This is a genomic window from Nocardioides alpinus (assembly GCF_900112035.1).
In the GTDB taxonomy this organism is placed as follows: Bacteria; Actinomycetota; Actinomycetes; order Propionibacteriales; family Nocardioidaceae; genus Nocardioides; species Nocardioides alpinus.
Genome location: NZ_FOKC01000004.1, coordinates 250,510 through 276,880 on the forward strand (window position 1 = coordinate 250,510; position 26,371 = coordinate 276,880).

Annotated in this window: 23 protein-coding genes; 8 read left to right on the forward strand and 15 right to left on the reverse strand. The window is 69.6% G+C overall.

The genetic code is table 11. From position 1 onward, the window contains the following. Window positions 1-147 precede the first annotated feature (147 nt). The 7 genes from BM127_RS11025 to BM127_RS11055 all read right to left on the reverse strand — a co-directional run bounded on the left by BM127_RS11025 (window position 148) and on the right by BM127_RS11055 (window position 10,280). Window positions 148-1,851 carry a BCCT family transporter gene (locus tag BM127_RS11025; protein WP_091198558.1) on the reverse strand — a complete coding sequence of 568 codons (1,704 nt, stop codon included), beginning with the start codon at window positions 1,849-1,851 and terminating at the stop codon, window positions 148-150. Between the two features lie 112 nt (window positions 1,852-1,963). Then, window positions 1,964-2,953 carry an ABC transporter substrate-binding protein gene (locus tag BM127_RS11030; protein ID WP_091198560.1) on the reverse strand — a complete coding sequence of 330 codons (990 nt, stop codon included), beginning with the start codon at window positions 2,951-2,953 and terminating at the stop codon, window positions 1,964-1,966. 39 nt (window positions 2,954-2,992) lie between these two features. Continuing rightward, the gene (locus BM127_RS11035; RefSeq protein ID WP_231263189.1) at window positions 2,993-5,041 is read right to left on the reverse strand and encodes an ABC transporter permease; all 2,049 of its coding nucleotides are present in this window, start codon (window positions 5,039-5,041) and stop codon (window positions 2,993-2,995) included. After that, window positions 5,038-6,063 carry a quaternary amine ABC transporter ATP-binding protein gene (locus BM127_RS11040; RefSeq protein ID WP_091198562.1) on the reverse strand — a complete coding sequence of 342 codons (1,026 nt, stop codon included), beginning with the start codon at window positions 6,061-6,063 and terminating at the stop codon, window positions 5,038-5,040. The genes BM127_RS11035 and BM127_RS11040 overlap by 4 nt, the downstream gene beginning before the upstream one ends. Continuing rightward, window positions 6,060-7,811 (reverse strand): choline dehydrogenase, encoded by a 1,752-nt coding sequence (gene betA, locus BM127_RS11045; protein WP_091198564.1) that lies wholly within the window; start codon window positions 7,809-7,811, stop codon window positions 6,060-6,062. Before betA ends, BM127_RS11040 begins: the two co-directional genes overlap by 4 nt. A gap of 3 nt (window positions 7,812-7,814) precedes the next feature. Continuing rightward, entirely contained in the window at window positions 7,815-9,326 is a 1,512-nt protein-coding gene (locus BM127_RS11050; RefSeq protein ID WP_091198566.1) for an aldehyde dehydrogenase family protein, read from the reverse strand. Between the two features lie 138 nt (window positions 9,327-9,464). Continuing rightward, window positions 9,465-10,280 (reverse strand): IclR family transcriptional regulator, encoded by an 816-nt coding sequence (locus tag BM127_RS11055; RefSeq protein WP_091198567.1) that lies wholly within the window; start codon window positions 10,278-10,280, stop codon window positions 9,465-9,467. A 95-nt stretch (window positions 10,281-10,375) separates the two neighbouring features. On the opposite strand from BM127_RS11055, the gene purU reads away from it, so the two are divergent. Beyond that, complete coding sequence (purU, locus tag BM127_RS11060) at window positions 10,376-11,242, forward strand: formyltetrahydrofolate deformylase (RefSeq protein WP_091198569.1); 867 nt, start codon at window positions 10,376-10,378, stop codon at window positions 11,240-11,242. A 77-nt stretch (window positions 11,243-11,319) separates the two neighbouring features. Beyond that, window positions 11,320-12,999 (forward strand): formate--tetrahydrofolate ligase, encoded by a 1,680-nt coding sequence (locus BM127_RS11065; protein ID WP_091198571.1) that lies wholly within the window; start codon window positions 11,320-11,322, stop codon window positions 12,997-12,999. Between the two features lie 42 nt (window positions 13,000-13,041). Here the strand turns inward: BM127_RS11065 and BM127_RS11070 are convergent, their stop codons facing one another. Beyond that, window positions 13,042-14,613 (reverse strand): trimethylamine methyltransferase family protein, encoded by a 1,572-nt coding sequence (locus BM127_RS11070; protein ID WP_332871329.1) that lies wholly within the window; start codon window positions 14,611-14,613, stop codon window positions 13,042-13,044. Between the two features lie 35 nt (window positions 14,614-14,648). On the opposite strand from BM127_RS11070, the gene BM127_RS11075 reads away from it, so the two are divergent. The 5 genes from BM127_RS11075 to BM127_RS11095 are packed head-to-tail and all read left to right on the forward strand — an operon-like array spanning window position 14,649 to window position 19,599. After that, window positions 14,649-15,461: an IclR family transcriptional regulator gene (locus tag BM127_RS11075; protein WP_091198573.1), complete on the forward strand. Its 813-nt coding sequence runs from the start codon at window positions 14,649-14,651 to the stop codon at window positions 15,459-15,461. Then, window positions 15,458-16,123, forward strand: a complete 666-nt coding sequence (locus tag BM127_RS11080) for a corrinoid protein (RefSeq protein ID WP_091198575.1) — start codon at window positions 15,458-15,460, stop codon at window positions 16,121-16,123. Before BM127_RS11075 ends, BM127_RS11080 begins: the two co-directional genes overlap by 4 nt. Then, the gene (locus BM127_RS11085) at window positions 16,123-17,007 is read left to right on the forward strand and encodes a dihydropteroate synthase (RefSeq protein WP_091198577.1); all 885 of its coding nucleotides are present in this window, start codon (window positions 16,123-16,125) and stop codon (window positions 17,005-17,007) included. Before BM127_RS11080 ends, BM127_RS11085 begins: the two co-directional genes overlap by 1 nt. Beyond that, window positions 17,004-19,010: an ASKHA domain-containing protein gene (locus BM127_RS11090; protein WP_198554245.1), complete on the forward strand. Its 2,007-nt coding sequence runs from the start codon at window positions 17,004-17,006 to the stop codon at window positions 19,008-19,010. The genes BM127_RS11085 and BM127_RS11090 overlap by 4 nt, the downstream gene beginning before the upstream one ends. 7 nt (window positions 19,011-19,017) lie before the next feature. Continuing rightward, entirely contained in the window at window positions 19,018-19,599 is a 582-nt protein-coding gene (locus BM127_RS11095) for a DUF1638 domain-containing protein (protein ID WP_198554246.1), read from the forward strand. 46 nt (window positions 19,600-19,645) lie between these two features. On the opposite strand, the gene BM127_RS11100 is transcribed toward BM127_RS11095, so the two are convergent. The 3 genes from BM127_RS11100 to rplJ form a co-directional block, all read right to left on the reverse strand. Beyond that, window positions 19,646-20,494, reverse strand: a complete 849-nt coding sequence (locus tag BM127_RS11100) for a methylenetetrahydrofolate reductase (RefSeq protein ID WP_091198581.1) — start codon at window positions 20,492-20,494, stop codon at window positions 19,646-19,648. Between the two features lie 145 nt (window positions 20,495-20,639). After that, window positions 20,640-21,026 (reverse strand): 50S ribosomal protein L7/L12, encoded by a 387-nt coding sequence (gene rplL / locus BM127_RS11105; protein ID WP_091198583.1) that lies wholly within the window; start codon window positions 21,024-21,026, stop codon window positions 20,640-20,642. A 78-nt stretch (window positions 21,027-21,104) separates the two neighbouring features. Beyond that, entirely contained in the window at window positions 21,105-21,770 is a 666-nt protein-coding gene (gene rplJ, locus BM127_RS11110) for a 50S ribosomal protein L10 (RefSeq protein ID WP_091198586.1), read from the reverse strand. Window positions 21,771-22,052: 282 nt separating this feature from the next. Here rplJ and BM127_RS11115 point away from each other — a divergent pair, with 282 nt between their 5' ends. Further along, window positions 22,053-23,042, forward strand: coding sequence for a DnaB-like helicase C-terminal domain-containing protein (locus BM127_RS11115; RefSeq protein WP_157829544.1), 990 nt, complete (start codon window positions 22,053-22,055; stop codon window positions 23,040-23,042). Window positions 23,043-23,066: 24 nt separating this feature from the next. Here the strand turns inward: BM127_RS11115 and BM127_RS11120 are convergent, their stop codons facing one another. From BM127_RS11120 to nusG, 4 genes are all read right to left on the reverse strand, one after another. After that, window positions 23,067-23,945, reverse strand: coding sequence for an SCO4651 family lipoprotein (locus BM127_RS11120; protein WP_091198590.1), 879 nt, complete (start codon window positions 23,943-23,945; stop codon window positions 23,067-23,069). Window positions 23,946-24,105: 160 nt separating this feature from the next. Next, on the reverse strand, window positions 24,106-24,828 hold the full coding sequence (gene rplA / locus BM127_RS11125; RefSeq protein WP_091198592.1) for a 50S ribosomal protein L1: 723 nt from the start codon (window positions 24,826-24,828) through the stop codon (window positions 24,106-24,108). A 63-nt stretch (window positions 24,829-24,891) separates the two neighbouring features. Then, window positions 24,892-25,320 (reverse strand): 50S ribosomal protein L11, encoded by a 429-nt coding sequence (gene rplK, locus BM127_RS11130; protein ID WP_091198593.1) that lies wholly within the window; start codon window positions 25,318-25,320, stop codon window positions 24,892-24,894. 219 nt (window positions 25,321-25,539) lie between these two features. Then, a complete protein-coding gene (gene nusG, locus BM127_RS11135) occupies window positions 25,540-26,370 on the reverse strand; it encodes a transcription termination/antitermination protein NusG (protein WP_372476579.1) in 831 nt (276 codons plus the stop codon). Window position 26,371 lies beyond the last annotated feature (1 nt).

A 26,371-nucleotide genomic window follows, 5' to 3' on the forward strand; every position in this document is an offset into this window, starting at 1 on the left:
CTGGGCCGGGCGGTGAGAACGGTGTGTTGCGTATCGCGCAACGCGTTGCGTCATGTGCGACGCGTCAAAATGTACGCCGCACCCCCCGACCGGTGTCAAGGCACACGGGGGTACGCCTGGGGGCGCCGCAAGGTCGACGGCCGGGGGTCAGGCCTGCTGCTCCCCGTCGGTGCTGCCGTTGACGTCCTCCGGCTCGGCACCGAGCGCCGCGAGCGCCACGGAGTGCTGCTCCACCGAGTCGTACTGCTGGGCGTGGAGCACGGCCCGGCGCACGCGCGGCGGAAGGGTCGACTCGTAGGGCTCGGCGCGCAGCGACTTCATCAGCGAGACGCACATCGCGCAGATCACGAGCATGAAGGGTCCGGCCACGATGATCACCAGGGTCTGGAGTGCTCCCAGACCGCCGGAGAACAGCAGCACCCCGGCGACGGCACCCTGGGCGACGCCCCAGAAGACGACGAGCCAGCGCATCGGCTCCTCCTTTCCGTGCTGGCTGAGCATGCCCATCACGATCGACGCCGAGTCGGCGCCGGTGATGAAGAAGATCGCCACCAGGAAGACCGCCAGGACGACGGTGATGCTCGAGAGCGGGTACTCCCGGAGCATCGCGAAGAGCGCACCCTCACTGCCTGCCGCGACCTCGTCTGTGAAGTCCCGGGCTCCGGAGAGCTGGAGGTCGAACGCCGAGCCGGCCATGATCGAGAACCACACGAACGACACGACGCTCGGCACCAGGATGACGTAGATGACGAACTGGCGGATCGTGCGGCCCTTGGAGATGCGCGCGATGAACATGCCGACGAAGGGCGTCCACGAGATCCACCACGCCCAGTAGAAGATCGTCCAGGTGCTGAGGAACTCGCTGCCACCGAACGCTCCGGTGCGGAACGCCATCGTGGGCAGGTGCGTGAGGTAGCCGCCGAGCGACTCGGTGAACGTGCTCAGGATGAACACCGTCGGCCCGACGACGAAGAGGAAGAACACCAGCAGCAGGGCAGCGACCGCATTGGCGTTGGACAGGATCTGGACGCCCTTCTCCACCCCGGTGACCGCGGACAGCACGAAGCACAGGGTCAGCACGACGATGACCCCCACCGTCAGCCACTTGGACTGGCCGCTGCCGAAGACGTCGTCGAGGCCGCCGGTGATCTGGAGTGCGCCCAGGCCCAGCGAGGTGGCCGAGCCGAACAGGGTGGCGAAGATGGCGATGATGTCGATCGCCTTGCCCGGGCCCTCCTTCGCGCGGCGGCCGAGCAGCGGGCCGAAGGCGCCGGAGACGAGGTTGCCGGCCCCCTTGCGGTAGGCGAAGTAGCCGATGGCCAGGCCGATCACGGCGTACATCGACCACGGGTGGAAGCCCCAGTGGAAGAAGGCGTACTCCATCGCCACCCGCGCACTGTCCGGCGTGGACGGATCGCCGCGACCGGGCGGGATGCTGCTCGGGTCGGTGGCGGTGAGGTAGGTCAGGGGCTCAGCGACTCCCCAGAACATCAGGCCGATGCCCATGCCCGTCGCGAACATCATCGACACCCACGAGAACGTGGAGAACTCGGGCTCGGAGTCGTCCGGGCCGAGCTTGATGTTGCCGTAGCGGGTCACGGCGAGGTAGGCCGAGAACAGCAGGAACATGGCGCTGACGAGGATGAACAGCCACCCGAACGACGTCGTCAGCCAGCCCAGCCACGTGCTGGTCCTCGTGGTCATGCTCTCGGAGTCCACGGCTCCCCAGGCGAGGAACGCCACCGCGAGGCCGGCGGAGACGCCGAAGGTCACCTTGTCGAGCGGGAAGCGACCCTCCCGGTCGTCGGACGGCGGGACGAGAGCCTCGCCCACGGGTTCCTTGATGGCCATGAGAGCTCCCGTCCTGGTGCGCCATGCGCAACCAATTGCGTGCCTTGCAACTCAGCGTGCTACTCCCCCGGATGGGTGTCAACCACATCCGGGGGCTGCACGGCCTACCCGGTCACTGCAGCCAGGCGTCGACCTTGTCCTGGTTCTCCTCGACCCACTTCGCCGCGGCGTCCTCGGGCGACATGCCCTCGTCGGCGATGTAGGCGGCGACGACGTTCTGGTCGTCGTTGGTCCAGGTGAAGTTCTGGACGAGGCCGACCGCTGTCGAGTCCGACGCGGCCCACTCCGTGCCGGCGATCTTCTTGAGCTCGGTCTCCGGGTAGTCGCAGGCGACCGTCTGCGGGTCGTCCTGGCAGCCCTCCTCGTAGGGCGGCAGCGCGACCCGCTGCATCGCCACCTCGGCGTTGAAGTACTGCGGCTCGTACCAGTAGCCGATGACCCACTCCTTGTTCTCCTCGGCCTTGCGGAACGCCTCGATGGAGGCGGCCTCGCTGCCGGAGAAGACGACCTTGAAGTCGAGGTCGAGGTTGCTCACGATGGCCTCGTCGAACTGGACGTACGACGGGTCGGCGCCGAGGAACTGGCCCTGTCCCCCGGACTCGCTGGTCGCGAACTCCGAGGCGTACTTGTTGAGGTTCTCGTACTCGAGGATGTCCGGGTGCTCCTCGGCGAGCCACGGCGGCACGAACCAGCCGATGATGCCCACGTTGCCCTGCGGCCCCATGTCCATCGCGGTGCCGTCGCCCTCACCCTCGAAGAACTTCTTCTCGAGGTCGGGGTGGCCCCAGTCCTCGATGACGACGTCGACCTCGCCGGTGCCGAAGCCCTGCCAGGAGACGTCCTCCTTGAGGTCCTTGTAGTTGACCGTGCAGCCGAGCTGGTCCTGGGCGACGGTGCCCACGACGTAGGCGCTGGCCTGGTAGCCCACCCACGGGTTGACCGCCATGTTCAGCTCACCGCACTCGCCACCGCCCTCGGCGGCCTGCTCCTCGTTGGCCTCGGTCTCGGCCTCGATGGATCCCCCGCCACAGGCGGAGAGCACCACGGTGGCGACGACGGCGAGTGCCCCCAGTCGGGCCCCGCGGTTTCTGGCAATCCTCATGATGCTTCTCCTCGTTCGCTCTGTTGAAAATTTCGACATCTACTTGGGCGGCCCGATGGGCAGCCGCACGTTGAAGGCCCGGCGGGGGCCGGGTCCGTCGTCGCGGCGTACGTCGGCGGCGGCGCGGGTGATCCGGTCGAGCATCACGCCGAGCAGCACGATGGTCAGGCCGGCAGCCGCACCCTTGCCCCACTCCTCGCTGCGCGAGATCCCGAGGACCACGTCGTAGCCGAGGGCACCGGCGCCGACCAGCCCGCCGATGACGACCATGGACAGGACGTAGAGAAGGCCCTGGTTGGTGGCGAGCACCAGCGATCCCTTGGCCATCGGCAGCTGGACCTTGGTGATCTCCTGCCACGTGGTCTGGCCGGTCGAGCGGCCGGCCTCGATCGTGGTCGGGGAGACCCCCTTGACGCCGTCGGCGACCAGCTTGATCGCTGCCGGGGCGGCGTAGACGACGCCGGCCACGATCGCGGTGAAGCGCGACGGGCCGAAGAGCGCGAGGACCGGGATCAGGTAGACGAACGGCGGGATCGTCTGGCCGGCGTCCAGCAGCGGGCGGATGCCCAGGTCGATCCGGCGGTCGCGTGCCATCCAGACACCGAGGACGAGGGCGAGCACCATGACCAGGACGGTGCCCACGAGGACCATGGTGAGGGTGAGCATCGCGTCGTGCCACAGGTCGAGGTACCAGACGCCCGCGAGGCAGATCGTGGTGGTCACGAACGCGCGGAGACCGCCGAAGACAAAGGCGAGCGCCAGGATGCCCAGGCCCGACACCCACCACGGCGACTCGGCCAGCAGGGACTGCATCGGGTTGAGGAAGCCATAGCTGATCGCGTCCTTGAACCCGCCGGCGAAGCCGCCGACGAGGTCGACGAAGCTGCTCATCGCGCTGTCGGCGGCGTCCGACACGGTCGCGCCGATGGTGTACTCGGGGAACTCAGCCAGGCTCAGCTCCAGGCGGGACAGGTAGACCGCGACGAGGGCGACGACGCCCGAGACGGCCAGGACGATGCGGCGCACCCGGAGGTTGCCCCCTCCCCCGCGCGCCACCTTCTCCGAGCGCTCGCTCGCTGCCGTGGTGGTCCGGTCGAGCATGACGGCCATCACGACGATCAGCACGCCGGGGACGAAGCTGCCGCCGAAGTCGTTGGCGACGAGGGCGTTGAGCACAGGCTTCCCCAGCCCGGGGCCGTTGATGTACGACGCGATGGTCGCCATCGACAGCGCGGCGAGCGTGGTCTGGTTGAGCCCGACGATGATCGTCTTGCGGGCCATCGGGATCTGCACCTTGAACAGTCGCTGCCCGTAGGTCTGGCCCGCCGAGTCCGTGGCCTCGATCGTGGTGGCCGGGACCTCGCGGATGCCGAAGCTCGCGATCCGCACCAGCGGCGGCACGGCGTAGATCAGGGTGGCGACGACGGCACCGCCGACCCCGATCCCGAAGAAGAGCACGACCGGCACCAGGTAGACGAAGGTCGGCATCGTCTGCATGAAGTCGAGGACGACGGTGATCACCCGGTTGGCGGTCGTGCTCGTCGCCGACAGCACGGCCAGTGGCATTCCGATGATGATGGTGATGCCGACGGCCATGCCGGTGACGATGAGGAGGTCGATCGACTCCTGCCAGTAGCCGAAGACGCCGAAGGACAGGAACGAGACCAGGATGAGCAGGGCGATGCGCCAGCTCGCGATGGCATAGCCGATCCAGGTGGCGATGGCGACGACGCCGAGCCATCCGATCTCCGGCACCGGTCGCGGCAGGTTGGGCCGCGCGAGCATCCGCTGCAGCCAGTCGAAGACGTCGCGCAGGACGGCGGAGATCGAGTTGGTGACCTGCATGACCGGGTTGGTGTCGCGGCTCGCGAGCAACCGGTTGTTGAAGTCGGTCAGCGTCTGGTGGAGCTCGGTGTGCTCCCGACCGGGCAGGGCGAGGGTGTTCTCACCCTTGGTGAAGGAGTAGACGACGATCCACACGGCGATGACGCCGAGCGCGGGGACCCAGCGGCTCATCCCCGACTCCTCGATCACCGGGGGCGGGGCCCCGGGCTCGACGGGACGCGGCGCGGTCGCGGTCGCACTCACGGCTCCTCCTCGGCCACGACGACGCGCATGATGTCCTCCTCGTCGACGACCCCGACCATGGTGTCGCCGTCCATCACCCGGATCGGGGCGTCGGAGGCGATCGCGGCCCGGGCCGCGTGCCGCACGATGGTGGTCACCGGAAGGGCCGGCCCGTCCATGGACTCCCCCGGCCGCGGCTCGCGCATCACCCACTTCAGCGTGAGCACGTGGGCCTTGGGCACCTCGGACACGAAGTCCTTGACGTAGTCGTCGGCAGGCTGGGCGACGACCTCGTCCGGGGTGCCGATCTGCACGATCGCGCCGTCGCGCAGGATCATGATCCGGTCGCCGAGCTTGAGCGCCTCGGCGAGGTCGTGGGTGATGAAGACCATCGTCTTGCCGAGCTCGCGGTGCAGGCGGATGACCTCGTTCTGCATGTCGCGCCGGATCAGCGGGTCGAGCGCGGAGAACGGCTCGTCGAAGAGCAGCATCTCGGGGTCCCCGGCGAGGGCCCGGGCCAGCCCGACGCGCTGCTGCATGCCTCCGGAGAGCTGGTCGGGGTAGGACATCTCGTAGCCCTGGAGTCCCACCAGGTCGACGATCTCGGCAGCCTTGGCGCGGCGCTCCTTCTTGGGGATGCCGCGCACCTCGAGGCCGTACGCGACGTTGTCGATGACCTGGCGGTGCGGCAGCAGCCCGAAGTGCTGGAAGACCATCGACACCTGCGTGCGACGTACGTCGCGCAGCTGGGCCGCCGAGGCGGAGGTGATGTCCACGCCGTTGAGGCTGATCGTGCCGCTGGTCGGCTCGATGAGCCGGGTCAGGAGCCGGACCAGGGTGGACTTGCCGGAGCCGGACAGGCCCATCACGACGAACACCTCGCCCGGGGCGACCTCGAAGGAGACGTCCTTGACGCCCACGACGTTGCCCGTCTTGGCCTTGAGGTCCGCGCGCGAGAGCGCCGCGTCGGGAGTGCCGATGATCTTGTCCGAGCGCGGACCGAAGATCTTCCAGAGACTGTCGACCGACAGGGCTGCCGTCATGGCTGCTCCTCCGCTTGGTGGTGGATGGGACGTACGACGTCGTTGCGACGGTCACCGGGAGGGTGGAGCGGGGAGTCGTCGCGGTGCCGGTAGTAGGGGACGTCCGCGGGTGCGAGCGGGGTGTGGCCCGCGACCAGGTCGGCAGCCTTCTCGGCCACCATCATCACCGGGGCGTAGATGTTGCCGTTGGTGACGTAGGGGAAGACCGACGCGTCGACCACCCGCAAACCCTCGGTGCCGTGGACGCGCATGCTGGCAGGGTCGACGACCGCCATGTCGTCGGTGCCCATCTTCGCCGTGCACGACGGGTGCAGGGCCGTCTCGGCGTCCTTGCGGACCCAGTCGAGGATCTCGTCGTCGGTCTCCACCGATCCGCCCGGCGACAGCTCGCCGCCGTTGAAGGGGGCGAACGCCGGTTGGTTGAGGATGCTGCGCGCCACCCGGACCGCCTCGACCCACTCGCGCTTGTCGTTGGCGGTGGAGAGGTAGTTGAAGAGCATCTTCGGCTTCTGGCGGGGATCGGTCGAGGCGATCCGCACCCAGCCGCGGGTGTCGGCGTACATGGGGCCGATGTGCACCTGGTAGCCGTGGGCGTACTTGTCCTGCCCCGCAGGGGGCGAGCCGTCGTAGCGCAGCGCGATGGGGAGGAAGTGGAACATCAGGTTGGGCCAGTCGACGTCCTCGTTGGACCGGCAGAAGCCGCCGCCCTCGAAGTGGTTGGACGCCGCGGTGCCCGTGCGCCTGAGCAGCCACTCGAGCCCGACCAGCGGGCGGTTGCGCCACTTCAGGCCCTCGACGATCGAGACCGGCTGCAGCGAGGCGTACTGGACGTAGACCTCGAGGTGGTCCTGCAGGTTCTCCCCCACGCCGGGGAGGTCGTGCACCATCTCCACACCCAGGGGCCGGAGGTGGTCGGGGTTGCCGATGCCCGAGAGCTGCAGCAGCTGCGGCGTGTTGATGGCCCCGCCGCACAGGACGACCTCACCCGCCTCGACGGACTCGTGCCGACGGCCGGCACGGAGGTAGTCGACGCCGACCGCGCGCCTGCCCTCGAAGCGCACCCTGGTCGCGTGGGCGAACGTCTCGACCGTGAGGTTCTTGCGGCCCATCACGGGGTGCAGGTAGGCCCGCGCGGCCGACATCCGTACGCCCCTGACGATGTTGCGGTCGAAGCGTCCGAAGCCCTCCTGGCGATAGCCGTTGACGTCGTCGGACAGCGGGTAGCCGGCCTGCTGGGCGGCCTCGAAGAAGGCGTTGAACAACGGGTTCCTGGCTGGGCTGCGCTCGAGCGTCAGTGGTCCCGCGCCTCCACGCCACTCGTCCGCGCCGATCTGCCCGTCGGGCAGGACCAGCGACTCCATCCGCTTGAAGTAGGGCAGGCAGTGGCGGTAGTCCCAGGTCTCCATGCCGGGGTCGGCAGCCCACCGCTCGTAGTCCATCGGGTTGCCGCGCTGGAAGATCATGCCGTTGATCGACGAGGAGCCACCGAGCACCTTGCCGCGGGCGTGGTAGATCCGGCGTCCCCCCATCGCGGGCTCGGGCTCGGACTCGTACTTCCAGTCGTAGAGCGGGTTCCCGATCGGGAAGGGCAGCGCGGCCGGGGCGTGGATCAGCGGGTCGAAGCGGTCCGTGCGTCCGGCCTCCAGCACGAGGACGGAGGTCGACGGGTCGGCGGACAGGCGGTTCGCGAGCGCGCAACCGGCCGAGCCTCCACCCACGATGACGACGTCGTACCGGTGCGCGGTCATCGTCTACTCCTCGCTGCCCGGTGAGGAGCTGGCCGGTGAGGAGCCGGCCGGTGTGAACCAGTGCTGCACCGCGGGCCGGATGTTGTGCCAGACGTGCTTGGTCTCGCGGTACTCCTCGAGCCCGGCGAGTCCCAGCTCGCGTCCGGTGCCCGACTGCTTGTAGCCGCCCCACTCCGCCTGGGGGACGTAGGGGTGGTAGTCGTTGATCCAGACCGTGCCCATCCGGAGCCGGCCCGCAACGCGCTGCGCCCGCCCGGCGTCCTGCGTCCAGACGGCGCCGGCCAGGCCGTAGATGCTGTCGTTGGCGATCGCGACCGCCTCGTCCTCGCCGCGGAACGTCTCCACCGTCAGGACCGGCCCGAACGACTCGTCCTGGGTGACCGACATCGAGGTGGTGCAGCCGTCGAGCACGGTCGGCAGGTAGTAGAAGCCGTCGGCCAGGGTCGGGTCGTCGGGCCGGGCTCCGCCGCAGCGCAGCACCGCGCCCTCGGCCAGCCCACGGGCGACGTACGCCTCGACCTTGTCGCGGTGGGCCCCGCTGGTCAGTGGTCCCGTCTCGGCATCGTCGTCGAAGGGCCCGCCCAGCCTGATCTGCCGGGCCCGCGCGACGAGCGCGTCGACGAAGTCGTCGTGGATGGTCTCCTCGACGAGGAGACGGGCTCCCGCGGAGCAGACCTGTCCGGAGTGCAGGAAGACGGCGGTGAGTGCGTAGTCGAGGGCGACCTCGAGGTCGGCGTCGGCGAACACGATGTTGGGGTTCTTCCCACCGAGCTCGAGGGCCACCTTCTTCACCGTGGCCGCGGCCGCTGCCGCGATCCGGCGCCCGGTCTCGAGGCCACCGGTGAACGAGACCATGTCGACGCGGGGGTCGGTCGACAGGGGCGCACCGGCGGTGGCTCCCGCGCCGAGGACGAGGTTGCCGACGCCTGCGGGCAGCCCGGCCTCCTCGAGCAGCCGCATCAGGTGGATGGCCGAGTGCGGTGTCAGCTCGCTCGGCTTGAGCACGAAGGTGTTGCCAGCGGCCAGGCAGGGCGCGACCTTCCACGACACCTGGAGCAGCGGGTAGTTCCACGGCGTGATGAGGCCGCAGACCCCGATCGGCTCGTGGACGATGCGGCTGACGATGTCGGCGCTGCCGGTGTCGACGATCCGCCCCGACTCCTCGGCGGCGATCCGGCCGTAGTGCCGGAAGACCGACACCACGTCGGCCACGTCGTACTGCCCCTCGACGAAGCGCTTGCCGGTGTCGAGCGACTCCATCCGGGCGATGGCGTCGGTGTCGCGCTCGAGCAGGTCGGCGAGCCGGAGGAGCAGGTCGCCCCGTTCGCGGCTCGACGTGCGCGGCCACGGACCGTCGTGGAACGCGCCGTACGCCGCGGCGACGGCCGCCTCGGTGTCCGCGGATCCGGCCTCGTCCACCTCGGCGACGAGGGTGCCGTCGGCCGGACAGCGGATCTCCCGGCGCTCACCCGACAGCGCGCTCACCCACGTTCCGTCGACATGGAGATCCGGCATGCGTGACCCACCCTCATGGTTTGGTTGTTGCGCATGTCGCAACCGGATGCTCCGAGCGCAACCAGCCAGACGTTCGAAGGATGCTGCGAGTCCACCTTCTCGTCAAGGCCAAAGGTGGGGTGGTCGAGACAGTGTGACCTAGCGGTGACCCCAGCCGAGGCGGTGCGAGACCTCCCGGGCGGCCCCGACCACGAGTCGCAGCACCTCGTCGAGCCGGTCCTCGGGCAACCGGAAGGACGGCCCGGACACGCTCATCGACGCCACCACGTCACCGTGGGCGTTGCGGATCGGTGCCGCGACGGCCGTGAGCCCGATCTCGAGCTCGTCGACCGCGACGGCATAGCCCTGCTCGCGCACCCGCGCCAGCTCCTCGCGGAACTCCGCACGACCGGTGATCGTGTGCGGCGTGTAGGTCGCGAGCTTGCCGAGCGCCGCGTCGAGCGCGGCCTCGTCCAGACCACTCAGCAGGACCTTGCCGTTGCTGGTCGCGTGCAGCGGGATGTGCTGGCCGACCCAGTTGTGGGGCTGGAGCGCAGAGGTGCCGGCCACCTGGTCGAGGTAGAGCGCCGAGCTCTCCGAGAGGACCGCGATGTTCACCGTCTCGCCGGTGTCGACGGCCAGCTGGCGTGCGATCGGCCGGGCCTCCTGCACGAGGTCGAGGCGAGCCGTGGTGGCTCCGGCGAGCCTTAGGATGCCCATCCCCAGGCGGTAGCGACCGCGGTCCGAGGTCTGCTCGACGAGGCGGTGCGCCTCCAGCGTGGCGACGAGCCGGAAGGCCGTGCTCTTGTGGACGCCGAGCTCGACGGCGAGCTCGGTGACTCCCGACTCGCCGGTGCGGGCCAGCACCTCCAGGATGCCCAGGGCGCGATCGACGGACTGGACGCCGGCCCCCATGACGGCGGAGCTCGGCGCCACCTTCTCGCCCTCGTCCTGCAGGTCGGCCACGTCCGCCATGGCCGGGATACTAGCGCAGGCGCTGTTGCGTATCGCAGACTGCGTTCCGTCGAGCGCAACACGCGGTCGCTGCCACACCACCGCCAAGGAGCACCATGCCCCCGGTCCCCGACGGAGCCGAGTACGTCCTCATCCTCTCGTGCCCCGACCGCCCCGGCATCGTCCACGCCGTGTCCGGGTTCCTCGTCGAGCAGGGCGCCAACATCGTGGAGAGCCAGCAGTTCGGCGACCGGCTCACGGAGCGGTTCTTCATGCGGATCGGCTTCGTCGCCGACGCGCCGGCCGGCGCCGACGGGATGCGCCAGGACTTCCGCGACGTGGCCGAGCGCTTCTCCATGTCGTACGAGCTGTGGGCGGCCGCAGCCCCCTACCGCACGCTCATCATGGTCTCCAAGCACCTCCACTGCCTCAACGACCTGCTGTTCCGGGCCAGCACCGGGGCGCTCCAGATCGAGATCCCTGCCGTCGTGTCCAACCACCCCGACGCCGGCGCCCTCGTCCGGTCGTACGGCCTGGAGTTCCACCACGTCCCCGTCACGCCCGAGACCAAGCCGGACGCCGAGCAGCGACTGCTGGACCTGGTCGAGGAGACCGGGTCCCACCTGGTCGTGCTGGCCCGCTACATGCAGGTGCTCTCGGACGACCTGTGCCGGCAGCTGTCGGGACGCGCGATCAACATCCACCACTCGTTCCTGCCGAGCTTCAAGGGGGCACGGCCCTACCACCAGGCCTTCGACCGCGGCGTCAAGCTCGTGGGCGCGACCGCGCACTACGTGACCGGCGACCTCGACGAGGGGCCGATCATCGAGCAGGACGTCCTGCGCGTCGACCACGGCTACGACCAGGACCAGCTCGTCTCCGCGGGCCGCGACGTGGAGGCGCAGGTGCTCTCGCGCGCCGTGCGCTGGCACGCACAGTCGCGGGTGCTGCTCAACGGCGACCGCACCGTCGTGTTCCGCTGACGTCACCGCCACACCCACACCCACACCCACAGGCACCATAGCCACAGCCACCGCCACAGCCACCCGAGGGAGCCGGAATGCAGTCCGACATCGAGATCGCCAACGCCGCCGTCCTGCGCCCGATCCGGGAGGTCGCCCAGGAGACGCTCGGGATCGCCGAGGAGCACCTGGTCCCCTATGGCCACCACAAGGCTAAGGTCGACATCGGCTACCTGACATCGCTGGCGGACCGACCGCTCGGCAAGCTCGTGCTGGTCACGGCCCTGTCCCCGACCCCGCCCGGCGAGGGCAAGACGACGACCACGGTCGGGCTCACGGACGCCCTGCACGCACTCGGCCACCGCACGGTGGCCTGCCTGCGCGAGCCGTCGATGGGACCGGTCTTCGGCATGAAGGGCGGGGCCGCCGGCGGCGGCTGGAGCCAGGTCGTGCCGATGACGGACATCAACCTGCACTTCACCGGCGACTTCGCCGCGATCGCGGCCGCCAACAACCTGCTCGCCGCCCTCATCGACAACCACGTCCACCACGGCAACGAGCTCGACATCGACGTCCGCAGCGTGACGTGGAAGCGCGTCGTGGACACCAACGACCGCGCCCTGCGCGAGGTCGTGGTGGCCATGGGAGGTCACGCCAACGGCTTCCCCCGCGAGGACGGCTTCGACATCGTCGTGGCCTCCGAGCTGATGGCGATCTTCTGCCTGACCGAGTCGTGGGGCGACCTCAAGAAGCGCATCGGCGACATCGTCATCGGCTACGACCGGTCGACGAAGCCGGTCACCGCGCGCGACCTCGGCGCCGACGGCGCCATGGCCGTCCTGCTCCGCGACGCACTGGCACCCAACCTGGTGCAGACCCTCGAGGGCGCACCGGCGTTCGTGCACGGCGGCCCCTTCGCCAACATCGCCCACGGCTGCAGCTCGGTGATGGCCACCCGCGCCGGACTGAGGTTGGCCGACCTCGTCGTCACCGAGGCCGGCTTCGGTGCCGACCTGGGTGCGGAGAAGTTCGTCGACATCAAGTGCCGCAAGTCCGGGCTCCGACCCGACATCGCCGTCGTGGTCGCCACGGTGCGAGCCCTCAAGTACCACGGGGGCGTCGCCCTTCCCGACCTCGGCACCGAGGACGTCGGCGCGGTCGAGGCGGGCATGGTGAACCTGCGTCGCCACCTCGCCAACGTGCGCGACGTCTACGGCATCCCCTGCGTCGTGGCGGTCAACCGCTTCCCCACCGACACCGACCGCGAGGTCGACCGCGTCGTCGAGCTCGTCGCCGAGGAGGGGGTGCAGGCCTACCCGGCGACGCACTTCGCCGACGGCAGCGCCGGCGCGACGGACCTCGCCGAGGGAGTCCTGGCGACCCTGGCGGAACCCTCCGCACGCGAGTTCTCGTTCACCTACGAGGACGACGTGTCCCTGACCGCGAAGGTCGAGGCGATCGCCACCCGGCTCTACGGCGCGGGGCTGGTGACGTGGGACGCCAAGGCGCGCCGACGCCTCGAGCGCATCGAGAGGGACGGCTACGCGGGGCTCCCGGTCTGCGTGGCCAAGACCCAGTACTCCTTCTCGACGGACCCCACGTCGCTCGGCGCCCCGTCCGGGCACGAGCTGCACGTCCGCGAGGTACGCCTCTCCGCGGGCGCCGGGTTCGTGGTCGTCGTGTGCGGCGACATGATGACCATGCCGGGCCTGCCCCGTGACCCGTCCGCGGCCCGCATCGACCTCGCCGACGACGGCACGATCCTCGGGCTCAGCTGACCCGGGGTCACCGTCGTACGCCGTCCGTCCTCCCGACGGGCCTCAGTCGCCGAGCTCCGTACGGCGCCGGATGACGTAGTCCTCGAGCTCCTCGCGGATCGCGTCGTCGATCGTCGGCTGCTCGTACTCGGCCAGCACCTTCTGGTAGGCCACCGTGGCACGGGCGTTGGCGTCGTTGCCACCGTTGCGCATCCACCGCTCGTAGTTCTCCGAGGAGGACAGCAGGGGACGGTAGAAGCAGGTGCGGAAGCGCTCCATGGTGTGCGCCGCGCCGAGGAAGTGCCCTCCGTGCCCGACCTCCTGGTGTGCGTCGAAGGCCATCGAGGCCTCGTCGATCTCGAGCGGGGTGAACTCGTGGCGCAGCATCTGGAGCAGCTCGATGTCGACGATGAACTTCTCGTAGCCGGCGACCAGGCCGCCCTCGAGCCAGCCGGCCGAGTGCATCACCCAGTTGGCACCGGCCAGGAAGGTGGGCATCAGCGTCATCAGGGCCTCGTAGCCGGCCTGCGCGTCGGCCACCTGCGAGGACGTCAGGCCGCCGCCGGTGCGGAAGGGGAGGCCGAAGTGACGGGCGATCTGTCCCGTGCAGAGCAGGCCCAGGCCCGACTCGGGGGTGCCGAAGGTCGGCGAGCCCGACTGCATGTCGATGTTGGACAGGAAGGACCCGAAGATGACCGGGGTGCCCGGTCGGATCAGCTGGGACAGCGCGATCCCCGACAGCGCCTCCACGATCTGCTGGACCAGGGCCGCGGGGATCGTCACCGGGGACATGGCGCCCATCAGGATGAAGGGCGTGAGCACGACCGGCTGGCCGGCGGCGGAGTACTCGAACTGCGCCTCCAGCATCCGGTCGTCCCAGCGCAGGGGCGAGTTGCAGTTGATCAGCGAGATCGTCGCCGGGGTCTCCTCGATGGCCTCGCGGGAGCCGAACAGGATCGCCGACATCGCGATGGTGTCCGCAGCGTTGACCCCCGAGACCACGTTGCCCATGTAGACCTTGTCGGTCAGGGTCTGGAGCGCGTAGGTCATGTCGAGGTGGCGGCTGTCGAGCGGGGTGTCGTTGGGCTCGCAGATGATGCCGCCCGCCGAGTCGAGCACCGCGAACGACTGCGCCAGCTTGGAGAAGTTGCGGAAGTCGTCCATCGTCGCGTCCCGGCGTACGTCACCCTGCCGCACGAACGGCGGACCGTAGACCGCGCCGAACGCCATCGCGTCGCCGCCGATGTGGATGTTGTGCTCGGGGTTGCGCGCCTGCACGTCGAACTCTCTCGGCGCCTTGGCCACCTGCTCGAGCACGAAGTCGGGGTCGAGGAAGACGGTGTTGCCCTCCACCCGCTGGCCGGCCTTGCGGAACAGCTCGAGGGCGCGCTCGTCCATGAACTCGACGCCGATCTCGGTCATCAGCCGTCGCCAGCCCTTGTCCAGCATGGCCATGGCGTCCTCGGACAGCACCTCGTAGCGCGGCATCGTGTTGCGGAACACGGGTCCTCCTGGGTCGTGACGGGGTCGGGCCGGGTCTGGCTGGGCGGCATCCGCGCGCCGGAGGCCTTGACCTCGGCTCACGACGGCTTCTAGCCTCATGATGTGGAACCACGGTTCCACATGATGGAACATTCGGGAACCCCTCCGGCACAAGCGAAGGAGCCGTCGTGAGCGACGCCGCCACCGGCACGCGTGCGCTGGACCGCGCCACGGACCTGGTCGCCACCGTCGTCCACGCCGACGAGCCGATGTCCTTCGCCGACCTCCAGGACGCGAGCGGCCTCGCCAAGTCCACGACGTCGCGCATGCTCACCGCGCTCGAGCGCTCCGGACTGCTGGAGCGCGACCCCGCCGGGTCCTACGTCGCCGGCCGGCTCTTCTGGCTCTACGCCGCCCGGCACGACCCGTGGCAGGAGCTCGTACGGCTCGCGCGGCCCGTCATGCAGCGCATCGGAGACGAGACCGGCGAGACGGTCCACCTCAGCGTCACCCGGGGTGACCGCGTCGTGCAGGTCGCCCAGGTCGACTCCACCTACCTGCTCGGCACCCGGGACTGGACCGACGTCGACGTGCCCGTGCACTGCTCGGCACTCGGGAAGGTCTTCCTCGCCTGGGACGCGCTCGACCTCCGCGACGTCGAGCTCGAACGCCCCACCACCGCCACCCTCGCCGACCGCTCCGCCCTGCGCCACGACGGCCGGCTGACCCGGGAGCGGGGCTGGGCGCAGACGGCCGACGAGCTCGAGATCGGCCTCAGCGGCGTCGCCGTACCCGTGTTCGGCGCCCGACGCGACGTGGTCGCCGCACTCGGGATCTCCGGGCCCACCGCACGGATGCAGGGCCGCCTCGACGAGCTCGGCCACCACCTGCTCGGCCAGGCCGCCTCCCTGTCCGCGCTGCTGGGGGCACCCGCCCACCGCCACGCTGCCGAAGCCCACCCTGTCCACCGATCCACCCGCACCGAGGAAGTGGTCGCATGACCCCCGAAGAGATCCTGAAAGGCCTCTACGACGAGACCCTGATCGGCAACGCGCCTCGTGTGCTCGAGCTGACCAACCAGGGCCTTGGCATCGACATGGAGCCGCAGACGCTGCTCTTCGATGCCCTCATCCCCTCCCTCGAGGAGGTCGGGGCCCGCTTCGAGCGCGGTGACTTCTTCGTCCCCGAGATGCTCATCGCGGGTCGGGCCATGGCCGGCGCGATGGAACGGCTGCGCCCGCTGCTGGCCGAGACGGGCGTGCAGACGATCGGCAAGTTCCTGATGGGCACCGTCAAGGGCGACGTCCACGACATCGGCAAGAACCTGGTCAACATCATGCTCGAGGGCGCCGGCTTCGAGGTGATCGACCTCGGCGTGCAGGTCGCTCCGGAGAAGTTCATCGAGGCGATCGACCTGCACCAGCCCGACATCGTGGGGTTCTCGGCCTTCCTCACCACGACGATGCCGATGTTCAAGGCCAACATGAACGCCCTCGAGAAGGCCGGCATGCGCAACGACGTGATCGTCATGGTCGGCGGCGCCCCCGTCACCCAGGAGTACGCCGACGCGGTCGGCGCCGACGGCTATGCGGCCGACGCGTCCCAGACCGTCAAGCGCGCCAAGGCGCTGCTCCACGAGAAGCGTTCGAAGGTCCCTGCCTGATGGCGGCCGAGCCCCTCCGGACCGTGCTCCGCTCGGCGACCCGCGAGCACGTCATCGGCCACGAGAACCGCTTCACCCTCATCGGGGAGCGGATCAACCCCACCGGCCGGCGCATCTTCCAGGAGCAGCTGCGCGCGGGCGACTTCTCCGCCATCGAACGCGACGTCAAGGCCCAGGTCGAGGGCGGCGCCGACGTCCTCGACATCAACATGGGCGTCCCCCTGACCGACGAGCCCGAGCTGCTGGCCAAGGCCGTGCAGATGGTCCAGGAGCTGTGCGACCTCCCGATCTGCATCGACTCCTCGGTCGTCGAGGCGCTGGAGGCGGGCCTCTCGGTCTACCAGGGCCGTGCGCTGGTCAACTCGATCACCGCCGAGGACGACCGCATGGCGGCGATCCTCCCGCTGGTCAAGAAGTACGACGCCGCGATCATCGCGCTCCCCAACGACCACGACGAGATCCCGATGGAGGCCGACAAGCGCGTCGACCTCACCGCCAAGATCATCCGCGTCGCGACCGAGGAGTACGGCATCGCCCAGGCCGACATCGTCATCGACCCGTTGGCCATGCCCATCGGCGCCGACGCGGGCACCACCCTGGTGACCTTCGAGGTGATGCGCCGCATCCGCGACGAGTTCGGGGTCAACATGACCTGTGGCGCCTCCAACGTCTCGTTCGGCATGCCCGGACGGCACACGCTCAACGGCACCTGGCTGCCGATGGCCATGACCTCCGGACTGACGAGCGCGATCATGGACGCCCGGACGCCGCAGGTCGTCGAGGCGGTCAAGGCCGCCGACCTGTTCCTGGGCCACGACGACTGGGGCTCGGCCTGGATCGCGGCCCACCGCGCCCGGCAGGCGGCGGCGGCGGCCGAGGCGTGACACCACCGCCCGAGCCGCCTGAAGGGCCCGAGGGGCCCGAGTTCTCGCTCGCGGACGTCGCTCGCGAGGGCCTGATCGAGCGGCCCGGCGCCGACCCCGCGCCGCACGACGGCACCGGCCGCGTCGACCTGACCTTCACGGTCCACAGCCTGGCCCCGGACGGCACCGCGGCCCCACCGACGCAGCGCGGGGTGCGGGTGCCGCCCGGCGTGACCGTCTTCGACGCCGCCTCGTGGAACGGCATCGCGATCGACTCCACCTGCGGCGGCCACGGCACCTGCCACAAGTGCCGGATCCAGGTCACGACCGCGACCGAGGTCGCGGTCACCCGCCACGACGTACGCACCTTCACCTCGGCGCAGCTCGCCGAGGGCTGGCGGCTGGGCTGCCTGGTCCACGCCACCCGCGACCTCGCCGTCGAGGTGCCGCCGCTGACGACCCGGCCGAAGGCCGCGACCGTCGGCATCGGGCGCCAGGTCATCCTGCGCCCCGCGCTGCAGAAGCGCTACGTCGAGCTCGCCGAGGCGACGCTCGCCGACCAGCGCACCGACCTCGTACGCCTCACCGACGCCATCGACGACCTCGAGCTCACCGCCGACCTCCACGTGCTGCGGCGCCTGTCCACGGTGCTGCGCGAGGCCGACTTCAAGGTCACCGCCGTCGTCATCGACGAGGCCCTGATCGACGTGGAGCCCGGCGACACCACGGCCGCGCGCTACGCGATCGCCTTCGACCTCGGCACGACGACCGTGGTCGGGACGCTGCTCGACGTGGGGACGGGCACCCCGATGGCCGTGGCCTCGATGCTCAACGCCCAGCAGCCGTTCGGTGGCGACGTGATCACCCGGATCAGCGCGACGATGATGGACAAGGACGCCCTCGGCCGACTGCAGCAGGCCGCGGCCAGCACCCTCTCGGCCCTGGCCGGCGAGGTGTGCCGCGAGGCGGGGGTCGACCCTACGCAGGTCTACGAGGTGGCGATCGCCGGCAACGCGACGATGACCGCGCTGGCCCTGGGCATCGACCCCGAGCCCCTGGGCGTGGCTCCCTTCGTGATGTCCGCCGCGCAGCCTCCCTCCGTGCTCGCCGCGGAGATCGGGCTGACCCTGCACCCGCGAGCCCGGGCCTTCTTCTTCCCCGCCCTCGGCGCCTATGTCGGCGGCGACATCGTCGCCGGGATGCTGGCCACCGGGATGGACCGCGACAAGCGCACCCGGCTCTTCATCGACGTCGGCACCAACTGCGAGATCGTCCTGAGCGACGGCGAGAAGATCCTGTCCACCGCAGCACCGGCGGGCCCGGCCTTCGAGGGTGGTGCGATCCGCTGCGGCATGCGCGCGGCCGACGGCGCGATCGAGGTGATCAAGGTCGACCCGCACGCGCAGGACGGCGACCCGGCCGTCACCCTCGGCGTCATCGGCGACGTCGAGCCCAAGGGCCTGTGCGGCTCCGGACTCGTCGATGCGGTCGCCGAGCTCGTCCGCGTCGGCCTGCTGGACCCCTCCGGACGCCTGGTCCCCGACGAGGACGCCAAGGACATCGCCCCGGCCCTCGCCGACCGGTTGACCAAGATCGGGGAGGAGCGGGTCTTCGTCCTGCACCGCCCCACGCCGGACGCCGATCCCGCGGAGTGCGTCTACCTCTCCCAGCGCGACGTGCGCGAGCTCCAGTTCGCCAAGGCCGCCATCTCGACCGGCTGGTCCCTGCTGCTCGAGGAGCTCGGGCTCGAGCACGGCGACGTGCAGCAGGTGCTGCTCGCGGGGTCCTTCGGGAGCTACCTCTCCCCCGCATCGGCGGTGCGCATCGGCCTGGTCCCCCAGCTCCCGGTGCTGCGGATCGTCGCGGCCGGCAACGTCGCGGGTGAGGGCGCCAAGATGGCACTGCTCTCCGTGCGCGAGCGGGCCGGTGCGCTGGCCCTGCTGGAGGAGGTGACCTATGTCGAGCTCTCGGACCGCCCCGACTTCAACGACGCCTTCGTCGACCAGCTCTCCTTCCGCCACTGAGGGGCGGGTGGCGCTGGTCGCGTGCGGCGCGATCGCCCAGCCGGCTGCCGCCGTCGTCGCCCGGCGCGGATGGCCCGTCGACGTGCATCCCCTGCCCCCGCTGCTGCACAACCACCCGGACCGGATCGCCGAGGCCGTCCGCACCCTGGCGGTGCGGCTCGCCGGGTCGTACGACCGGGTCGTGGTGGGCTACGCCGACTGCGGCACGTACGGCGCCCTCGACGCGGTGTGCGCCGACCTCGGCATCGACCGGTTGCCCGGCCTGCACTGCTACGACGTCTTCGCCGGACCGTCACGACTCGAGAAGTTCTTCGACGAGCAGCCCGGCACCTACCTGCTCACCGACTTCCTCGTCCGCTCCTTCGCGCGCACGGTCGTGCAGGAGATGGGGCTCGACCGCTACCCGGAGCTGCGTGACACCTACTTCGGCAACTACACGCGCGTGGTGTGGCTGGCCCAGGCGCCGGACGGCGAGCTGCGCTCGCTCGCGGAGGAGGCGGCCGCCCGCATCGGCCTGCCGCTGACCGTCGTCGACACCGGCGACCACGGCCTCGAGGCCGCCCTGGCCGACCTCGTCGTCGCAATCTAGGGACGCGCTCGTAGGCAGGACCGGGCACGGACCCACCAGAAGTGCCCTAGCTACCGCGCAGCCGCTGCAACAGGTCGGTGCGCCAGGCCTCGGTCTCGCTGATCTGGTTGAACGTGAAGACATGGAGCCCCTCGACCAGGGCACCTTCCTCCCCGAGCGCAGGCGCACACTTCTCCAGGAAGCTCTCGCCGGTGAAGCCACCGGGGGCGGCGAGGCGGGCGAAGAGGCCCTTGTTCTTGGCGAGGAACTTGGTGGACTCCCCCACCCCGATCCGCGTGGCCATGCCGAGCAGCTTGGTGCGCTCGACCGGCCCTGGGATGCCCAGCAGGAGCGGCATCGCGACCCCGCGCCTGCGCAGGCGGCCCACCCAGTCGCGCACGCCGGCCGGGTCGAACGTCAGGTTGCTGACGATGTGCGTGGCGTAGCGGCGCTTGTCCCACATCGACTGGACCGTCAGGTCGTCGTGGATCGTCGGATGTGACTCGGGGTAGCCGGTGATGCCCACGTGGGAGAACGGCGACCCCATCGCGGCCAGGTCCTCCAGCAGGGCGAGCGCGTCCGGGTAGTCGCCGGCCGGTTCGGCGTCGCCCCCGGGCACGAAGATGCTCGTGATGCCCTTGCCGACGAGCCGGTCGGTGATCTCACCGAGCTCCGCGCGTCCGGTCACCATCCGCGCCGCGACGTGCGGCACCACGCCGTAGCCGTGCCCGGCCAGCCGCTCGGCCAGGTCGAAGGTGGCCTCGAGCCCCTTGGAGGGCGAGGCGGTGACGGTGATCGTGCGGTCGCGGGGCAGGTGCTCCAGCACCTTGTCCTCGGTCGTCGCCGTCGGGAGCACCTCGTAGCGGGCGTTCTCGAGCAGGCGAACCATGGTCGCGGCGTGTCGTTTGTTGCGCATGAGGCAACTCATTTCGTGATGCGCATCCAGTCGGTCGAGCGTACTGGCTCAGGGCCCTCGGCGACAGCCCTGTGGGCGCCACGAAATAGCACGAGGGGCGGTCACCTCTCGGTGACCGCCCCTCGCAACAGCGACTAGCGGATCGTCACTTGACCGAGACGGTGGCGCCGGCAGCCTCGAGGGCGTCCTTCGCCTTCTCGGCCGCAGCCTTGTCGACCTTCTCGAGGATCGGCTTCGGGGCCGCCTCGACGAGGTCCTTGGCCTCCTTGAGACCGAGGGAGGTCAGGGCGCGGACCTCCTTGATGACGTTGATCTTCTTGTCACCAGCGGCCTCGAGGACGACGTCGAACTCGTCCTGCTCGGCAGCGGCCTCGGCACCGGCGGCCGGGGCGCCCGCGGCGGGGGCAGCGGCAACGGGGGCAGCGGCGGTGACGCCGAAGGTCTCCTCGAACTCCTTCACGAACTCGGAGAGCTCGATGAGGGTCATTTCCTTGAACGCGTCGAGCAGCTCGACGGTGGACAGCTTCGCCATGGTGGCGGTTCCTTCCGTATGTGGCGCGGGTGCGGGTGCGTCCCGCGCCGGGGTTTCAGGTGGTGTACGTCGGCCTGGTCAGGCGTCGGTGGACTCGGCGGCCGTGTCGGCTGCCTCGTCGGTCGCCTCGGGCTCGGCGGTCTCCTCCGAAGGGGAGACCTCCTCGACCGGGGCGTCCTCGGCAGCGGGAGCATCCGGCGTACCGGCACCACCTGCGAGGATCGAGGGGTCCTCCGTCGCCTTCGCCTCCAGGGCGCCGGCGAGCCGGGCGACCTGGGCGAGCGGGGCGTTGAGGAGGTAGACGGCCTGGGACAGCGAGGCGAGCATGCCGCCCGCGAGCTTGCCCAGCAGCACCTCACGCGACTCGAGATCGGCCAGCTTGGCGATCTCGGCAGCGTCCAGGGACTTGCCGTCCAGGACACCGCCCTTGATGACAAGAGCGGGGTTTGCCTTGGCAAAGTCACGCAGACCCTTGGCGGCCTCGACCACGTCTCCATTGATGAAGGCGATGGCAGTGGGGCCGGTCAACAGGTCGTCGAAGCCTTCGATTCCCACCTCGGTGGCAGCAATCTTGGCAAGCGTGTTCTTGACCACGGCGTAGTGGGCGTTCTCGCCGAGGGAGCGCCGCAGGTCCTGCAGCTGCTTCACGGTGAGACCGCGGTACTCGGTCAGCACAGCGCCGGCGGAATCGTTGAAGGAATCAACGATCTCCGCGACGGCGGCAGTCTTTTCTGGCCGCGCCATGGGTCTCCTTCCGGGGTTGACCACCGGCATCCGGGCCCACGAACGACGAACGCCCCGAGCACAGGCTCAGGGCGTATGCGGCACGAGCCGCTGCTCTTCACCTGCGCTGGCCGTTCGCTGCTGCGAACCTTCGATCACGTGCGAGGAGCGCGTGACAACCTGCGGTCTCTGGTTTCGAGGGGAACACTACGGGTCGGCTCGCGGACCAGACAAATCGGCGGCGACCGCCGCCATTCGTCGATTCGGCTCCCGCGGGCGCCCATCACTGGTTCGATGGTGGACGTGGATCAACAGCTCACGACCGTCGGGGCCTCGCTGGCCCGCAGCGACGAACGCATGCTCACAGGCCGCAACGCGGCCGGCCGCGTCTGGAAGACCGGATTCGGGGGTCTCGACCCCCTCATCGGCGGCGGCATGCGCGCCGGCTCGCTGATCCTGCTCGCCGGACCCCAGGGCCTCGGCAAGTCGACCTTCGCGCTCCAGGTCGCGCGCAACAACGCCGCGTCCGGACGACCGGTCCTCTACTTCTCCTACGAGCACGACGCCGAGGACATGACGCAGAAGCTCATCGCCATGGAGGCGGGCGAGCTCGACGACACCGACCAGGTGCGGATGAACAGCATCCGGTCGATCTTCGACGACCTGTGGGTCAGCTCGCTCGACCACCGGCTCGAGTCGGTGCCGTCCGGCGTCGAGGCGCTCGCCAAGGTGGCGCACTACTCCGAGATGCTCTTCGTGCACCGCTCGACCGGCACCCGCACCGACCTCGCCGCGATCCAGGCCGCCATCGAGGCGGTCCGCGAGCTGGCCGGCACCACGCCGCTGGTGATCGTGGACTACCTGCAGAAGGTGAAGTCGACCTACCGCGACGACGACGAGCGCTCGACCGAGGTCGTCGAGGGCCTCAAGGACCTCGCCATCGACATCAGCGCACCGGTGCTGGCCATCGCCGCCGCCGAGAAGGAGGCGCTGCGCACCGGCCGCCGGATGCGCGCCAACGACCTCCGCGGCTCCAGCGCGCTGGCCTACGAGGCCGACGTCGTGATGGTGCTCAACAACAAGTTCGACATCGTCGCGCGCCACCACCTGACGTACGACCTCAACAACGCCGAGCGGTTCCGCGACTTCGCGGTCCTGACCGTGGAGAAGAACCGCTTCGGGCGCGACGGCGTGGTCCTGCAGTTCCGCACCCGCTTCGACCAGGGCCGCTACGAGTCCGAGGGCACCGAGGTCAAGGAGCAGCTGATCGACGAGCGGGTCTTCCGCGAGTGACCTGGCCTGGTCCGCGGACTCCGCTCAGGCGCCGGGGAAGTTCTCGGTGACCTCGTCGGCCGGCGGGGCCTCGATCTCCACGTCGGTGCCGAAGTCGGAGTAGGTGCCCTCGGTCGTCGAGGACGTCGCGGCGCCTCCGCCCATCGCGGGCACCTCGATGGTCTGGGCGAACTTGCGCGGCAGGTTGTCCTCGTCGACCCACATCTCGGTCACCAGCTCCTCGGGCAGCATGTCCGCCATCGCCGCGGGGAACTGCATCGCGTCGAGGTACTGGGCCGGGTCCATGGTAATCCGGTAGTGGTGGGTGCTGACCCCGTCGACGTCCTCGGTGCCGATGAGCTCGAGCTTCTTGGGCGACTCCATCGCCTTGAACATGGCCTCGGGGTCGGTGGCCTTGCCGATCATCCCGAACAGCGAGTTCGGGTCGCTCAGGTCGATCTTGACCCACTTGTCGGCGGTGCCGAGGTCGGGCGACTTCATGTACATCGCCTGGCCGAGCAGGATCAGCTCCATCGCCTGTGCGCCCGAGCTGGACGCCTTCATCTCCATGCCGGCGTCGCTGAACCGCGCCTGGCCGGACGTCGTCTGGGACTGGCCGGCGGAGTCGGACACGGTCTCGAAGTTGAAGGTCCCGGCCTCGCGCATCGCGGCCATCACCGAGGGGTAGAAGTCGTCGACGGAGAGCTCGGCGAGCGAGGCCTCGGCCGTCGCCCCGGACTCGTCCTCGGCGGGTTCGTCCGTGCCCGCGTCGCTGGTCGAGTCGGCACCCTCGTCGCTCGCCGAGCTCGCCGAGCTCGCTGAGTCGCTGGAGGCCGAGTCGTCGCTGCAGGACGAGACACCCGCACCGAAGGCCAGCACGAGTGCGGCAGTGCCGAGGCGGCGAGCGAGGGGCGTGACGCGCATGGAGTCTCCTGGGACGACGAGTGCACGGGCAGGACGCCCGTGTGCTTCCGACCCGAATCGTTCCACACCCGCCCCAACGGCGGCGCCGACGGCCGGGTCCCGACATCAGCTCGGCCCGGCCACCCCACAGGGGTGACCAGGCCGATGCGGCTGCAAGAGCTCAGGCCTGGGCGGCCTCGTCCTCGGACGCGACGTTCTTGACGCGGTTGGGGTCGACCTGGATGCCAGGGCCCATCGTCGTCGAGACGGTGATCTTCTTGATGTAGCGGCCCTTGGAGCTGGCCGGCTTCAGACGCAGCACCTCGTCGAGCGCCGCGGCGTAGTTCTCCGCGAGCTGGACCTCGGAGAACGAGGCCTTGCCGATGATGAAGTGCAGGTTGGAGTGGCGGTCGACACGGAACTCGATCTTGCCGCCCTTGATGTCCGTGACGGCCTTGGCGACGTCGGGGGTCACCGTGCCGGTCTTCGGGTTCGGCATGAGCGAGCGCGGGCCGAGGACGCGACCGAGGCGACCGACCTTGCCCATCATGTCGGGAGTGGCGACGACGGCGTCGAAGTCGAGCCAGCCGCCGGCGACCTTCTCGATCAGCTCGTCGCTGCCGACGAACTCGGCGCCGGCCTCACGGGCGGCGTCGGCCTTGTCACCGGTGGCGAACACCAGGACGCGGGCGGTCTTGCCGGTGCCGTGCGGGAGGTTGACGGTGCCGCGGACCATCTGGTCGGCCTTGCGGGGGTCGACACCCAGGCGCATGACGACGTCGAGGGTCTCGTCGAACTTCTTCTTGGAGCCGCCCTTGGCGATCTTGATGGCGGCCAGCGGGGCGTAGAGCTCGTCCTGGTTGAACGTCTCTGCCGCCGCGCGGTAGGTCTTGCTGCGCTGCATTGTCTTCTCGTTTCTGTGGTGCGAAGGATGTGGTTAGCGAGCCAGCGCGGCTCTCCCACGGATTCAGTCGGTCGTGACGCCCATCGAGCGCGCAGTGCCCTCGACAATCTTCATGGCCGCGTCGATGTCGTTGGCGTTGAGGTCAGGCAGCTTGGTGGTCGCGATCTCGCGGACCTGGTCCTTGGTCAGCTTGCCGACCTTCTCCTTGTGCGGGACGCCGGAGCCCTTCGAGAGGCCGGCGGCCTTCTTGATCAGCTCGGCAGCCGGAGGAGTCTTGGTGATGAACTCGAACGAGCGGTCCTCGTAGATGGTGATCTCGACGGGGATCACGTTGCCGCGCATGGACTCGGTCTGGGCGTTGTAGGCCTTGCAGAAGTCCATGATGTTGACGCCGTGCGGGCCGAGCGCCGTACCCACCGGCGGAGCCGGGGTGGCCGAACCGGCCTGCAGCTGCACCTTGACCAGTGCGGCGATCTTCTTCTTGGGAGGCATAGCCTTCTTCTTTCTCTCTTGTGGTCACGACGAGGGCACTCGCCCTCTGCCACGGGTTGTCGCTAGTTCATTGTCGCCTTGACGCCGATCTCTTGTGAAATCGGGCCCTCACGGTTGTGTTTCGAGACGCGTCACACAGCCCTTCGCTGCGCTCAGGCCTGTGCCGACGCTCCTCAACCTCAAAAAGCCGGCTGACCGATCGGAGCAAGCTCCGCTCGCTCAGACTTTTTGAATCTGGCTGAAGCTGAGCTCGACCGGGGTCTCCCGGCCGAAGATCTCGACGAGCGCCTTGACGCGCTGCGACTCGGCGTTGATCTCGGTGATCGTGGCGTGCAGCGTGGCGAAGGGGCCGTCGACCACCATGACCGAGTCGGAGACGTCGAAGTCGGCGACCTCGACGGGCTTGCGCGGCGTGGTGGAGGCACCCTTCTCACCGGAAGCGGCGGACTCGGCCTCGGCGAGGGCCACGACGGCCGGCGCCAGCATGTCCTCGACCTCGCTCATGCTGAGCGGGACCGGCTGGTGGCTGTGGCCCACGAAGCCGGTGACGGACGGCGTGTGGCGCACGGCCGACCAGGACTCGTCGGTGAGGTCCATGCGGACCAGGACGTAGCCGGGGAGGACGGTGCGGGTGACCATCTTGCGCTGGCCGTTCTTGATCTCCGCGACCTCCTCGGTGGGGACCACGATCTCGTGGATGTAGTCCTCCATGTTGAGGGAGATGATGCGGTTCTCGAGGTTGTGCTTGACCCGCTTCTCCATGCCGGAGTAGGTGTGCACGACGAACCAGTCGCCCGGCTTGGCCCACAGCTCGCGGCGGAAGGCCTCGAGCGGGTCGTTCTCGTCGGGGGTCTCGTCGGCCGACTCCTCGGCGTCCGAGTCCTCGTCGGCCGACTCCTCTGCGTCCTCGTCCGAGTCGGCGACGGTCACGTCGTCGGTGGCGTCCTCGGTCACGTCCTCGACGGGCTCCGCGACGGCGTCCTCCGGGGTCGCCTCGTCGAGGGACTCGACCTGGTCGTCGACCTGGTCCACGTCATTGCTGTCCGACACG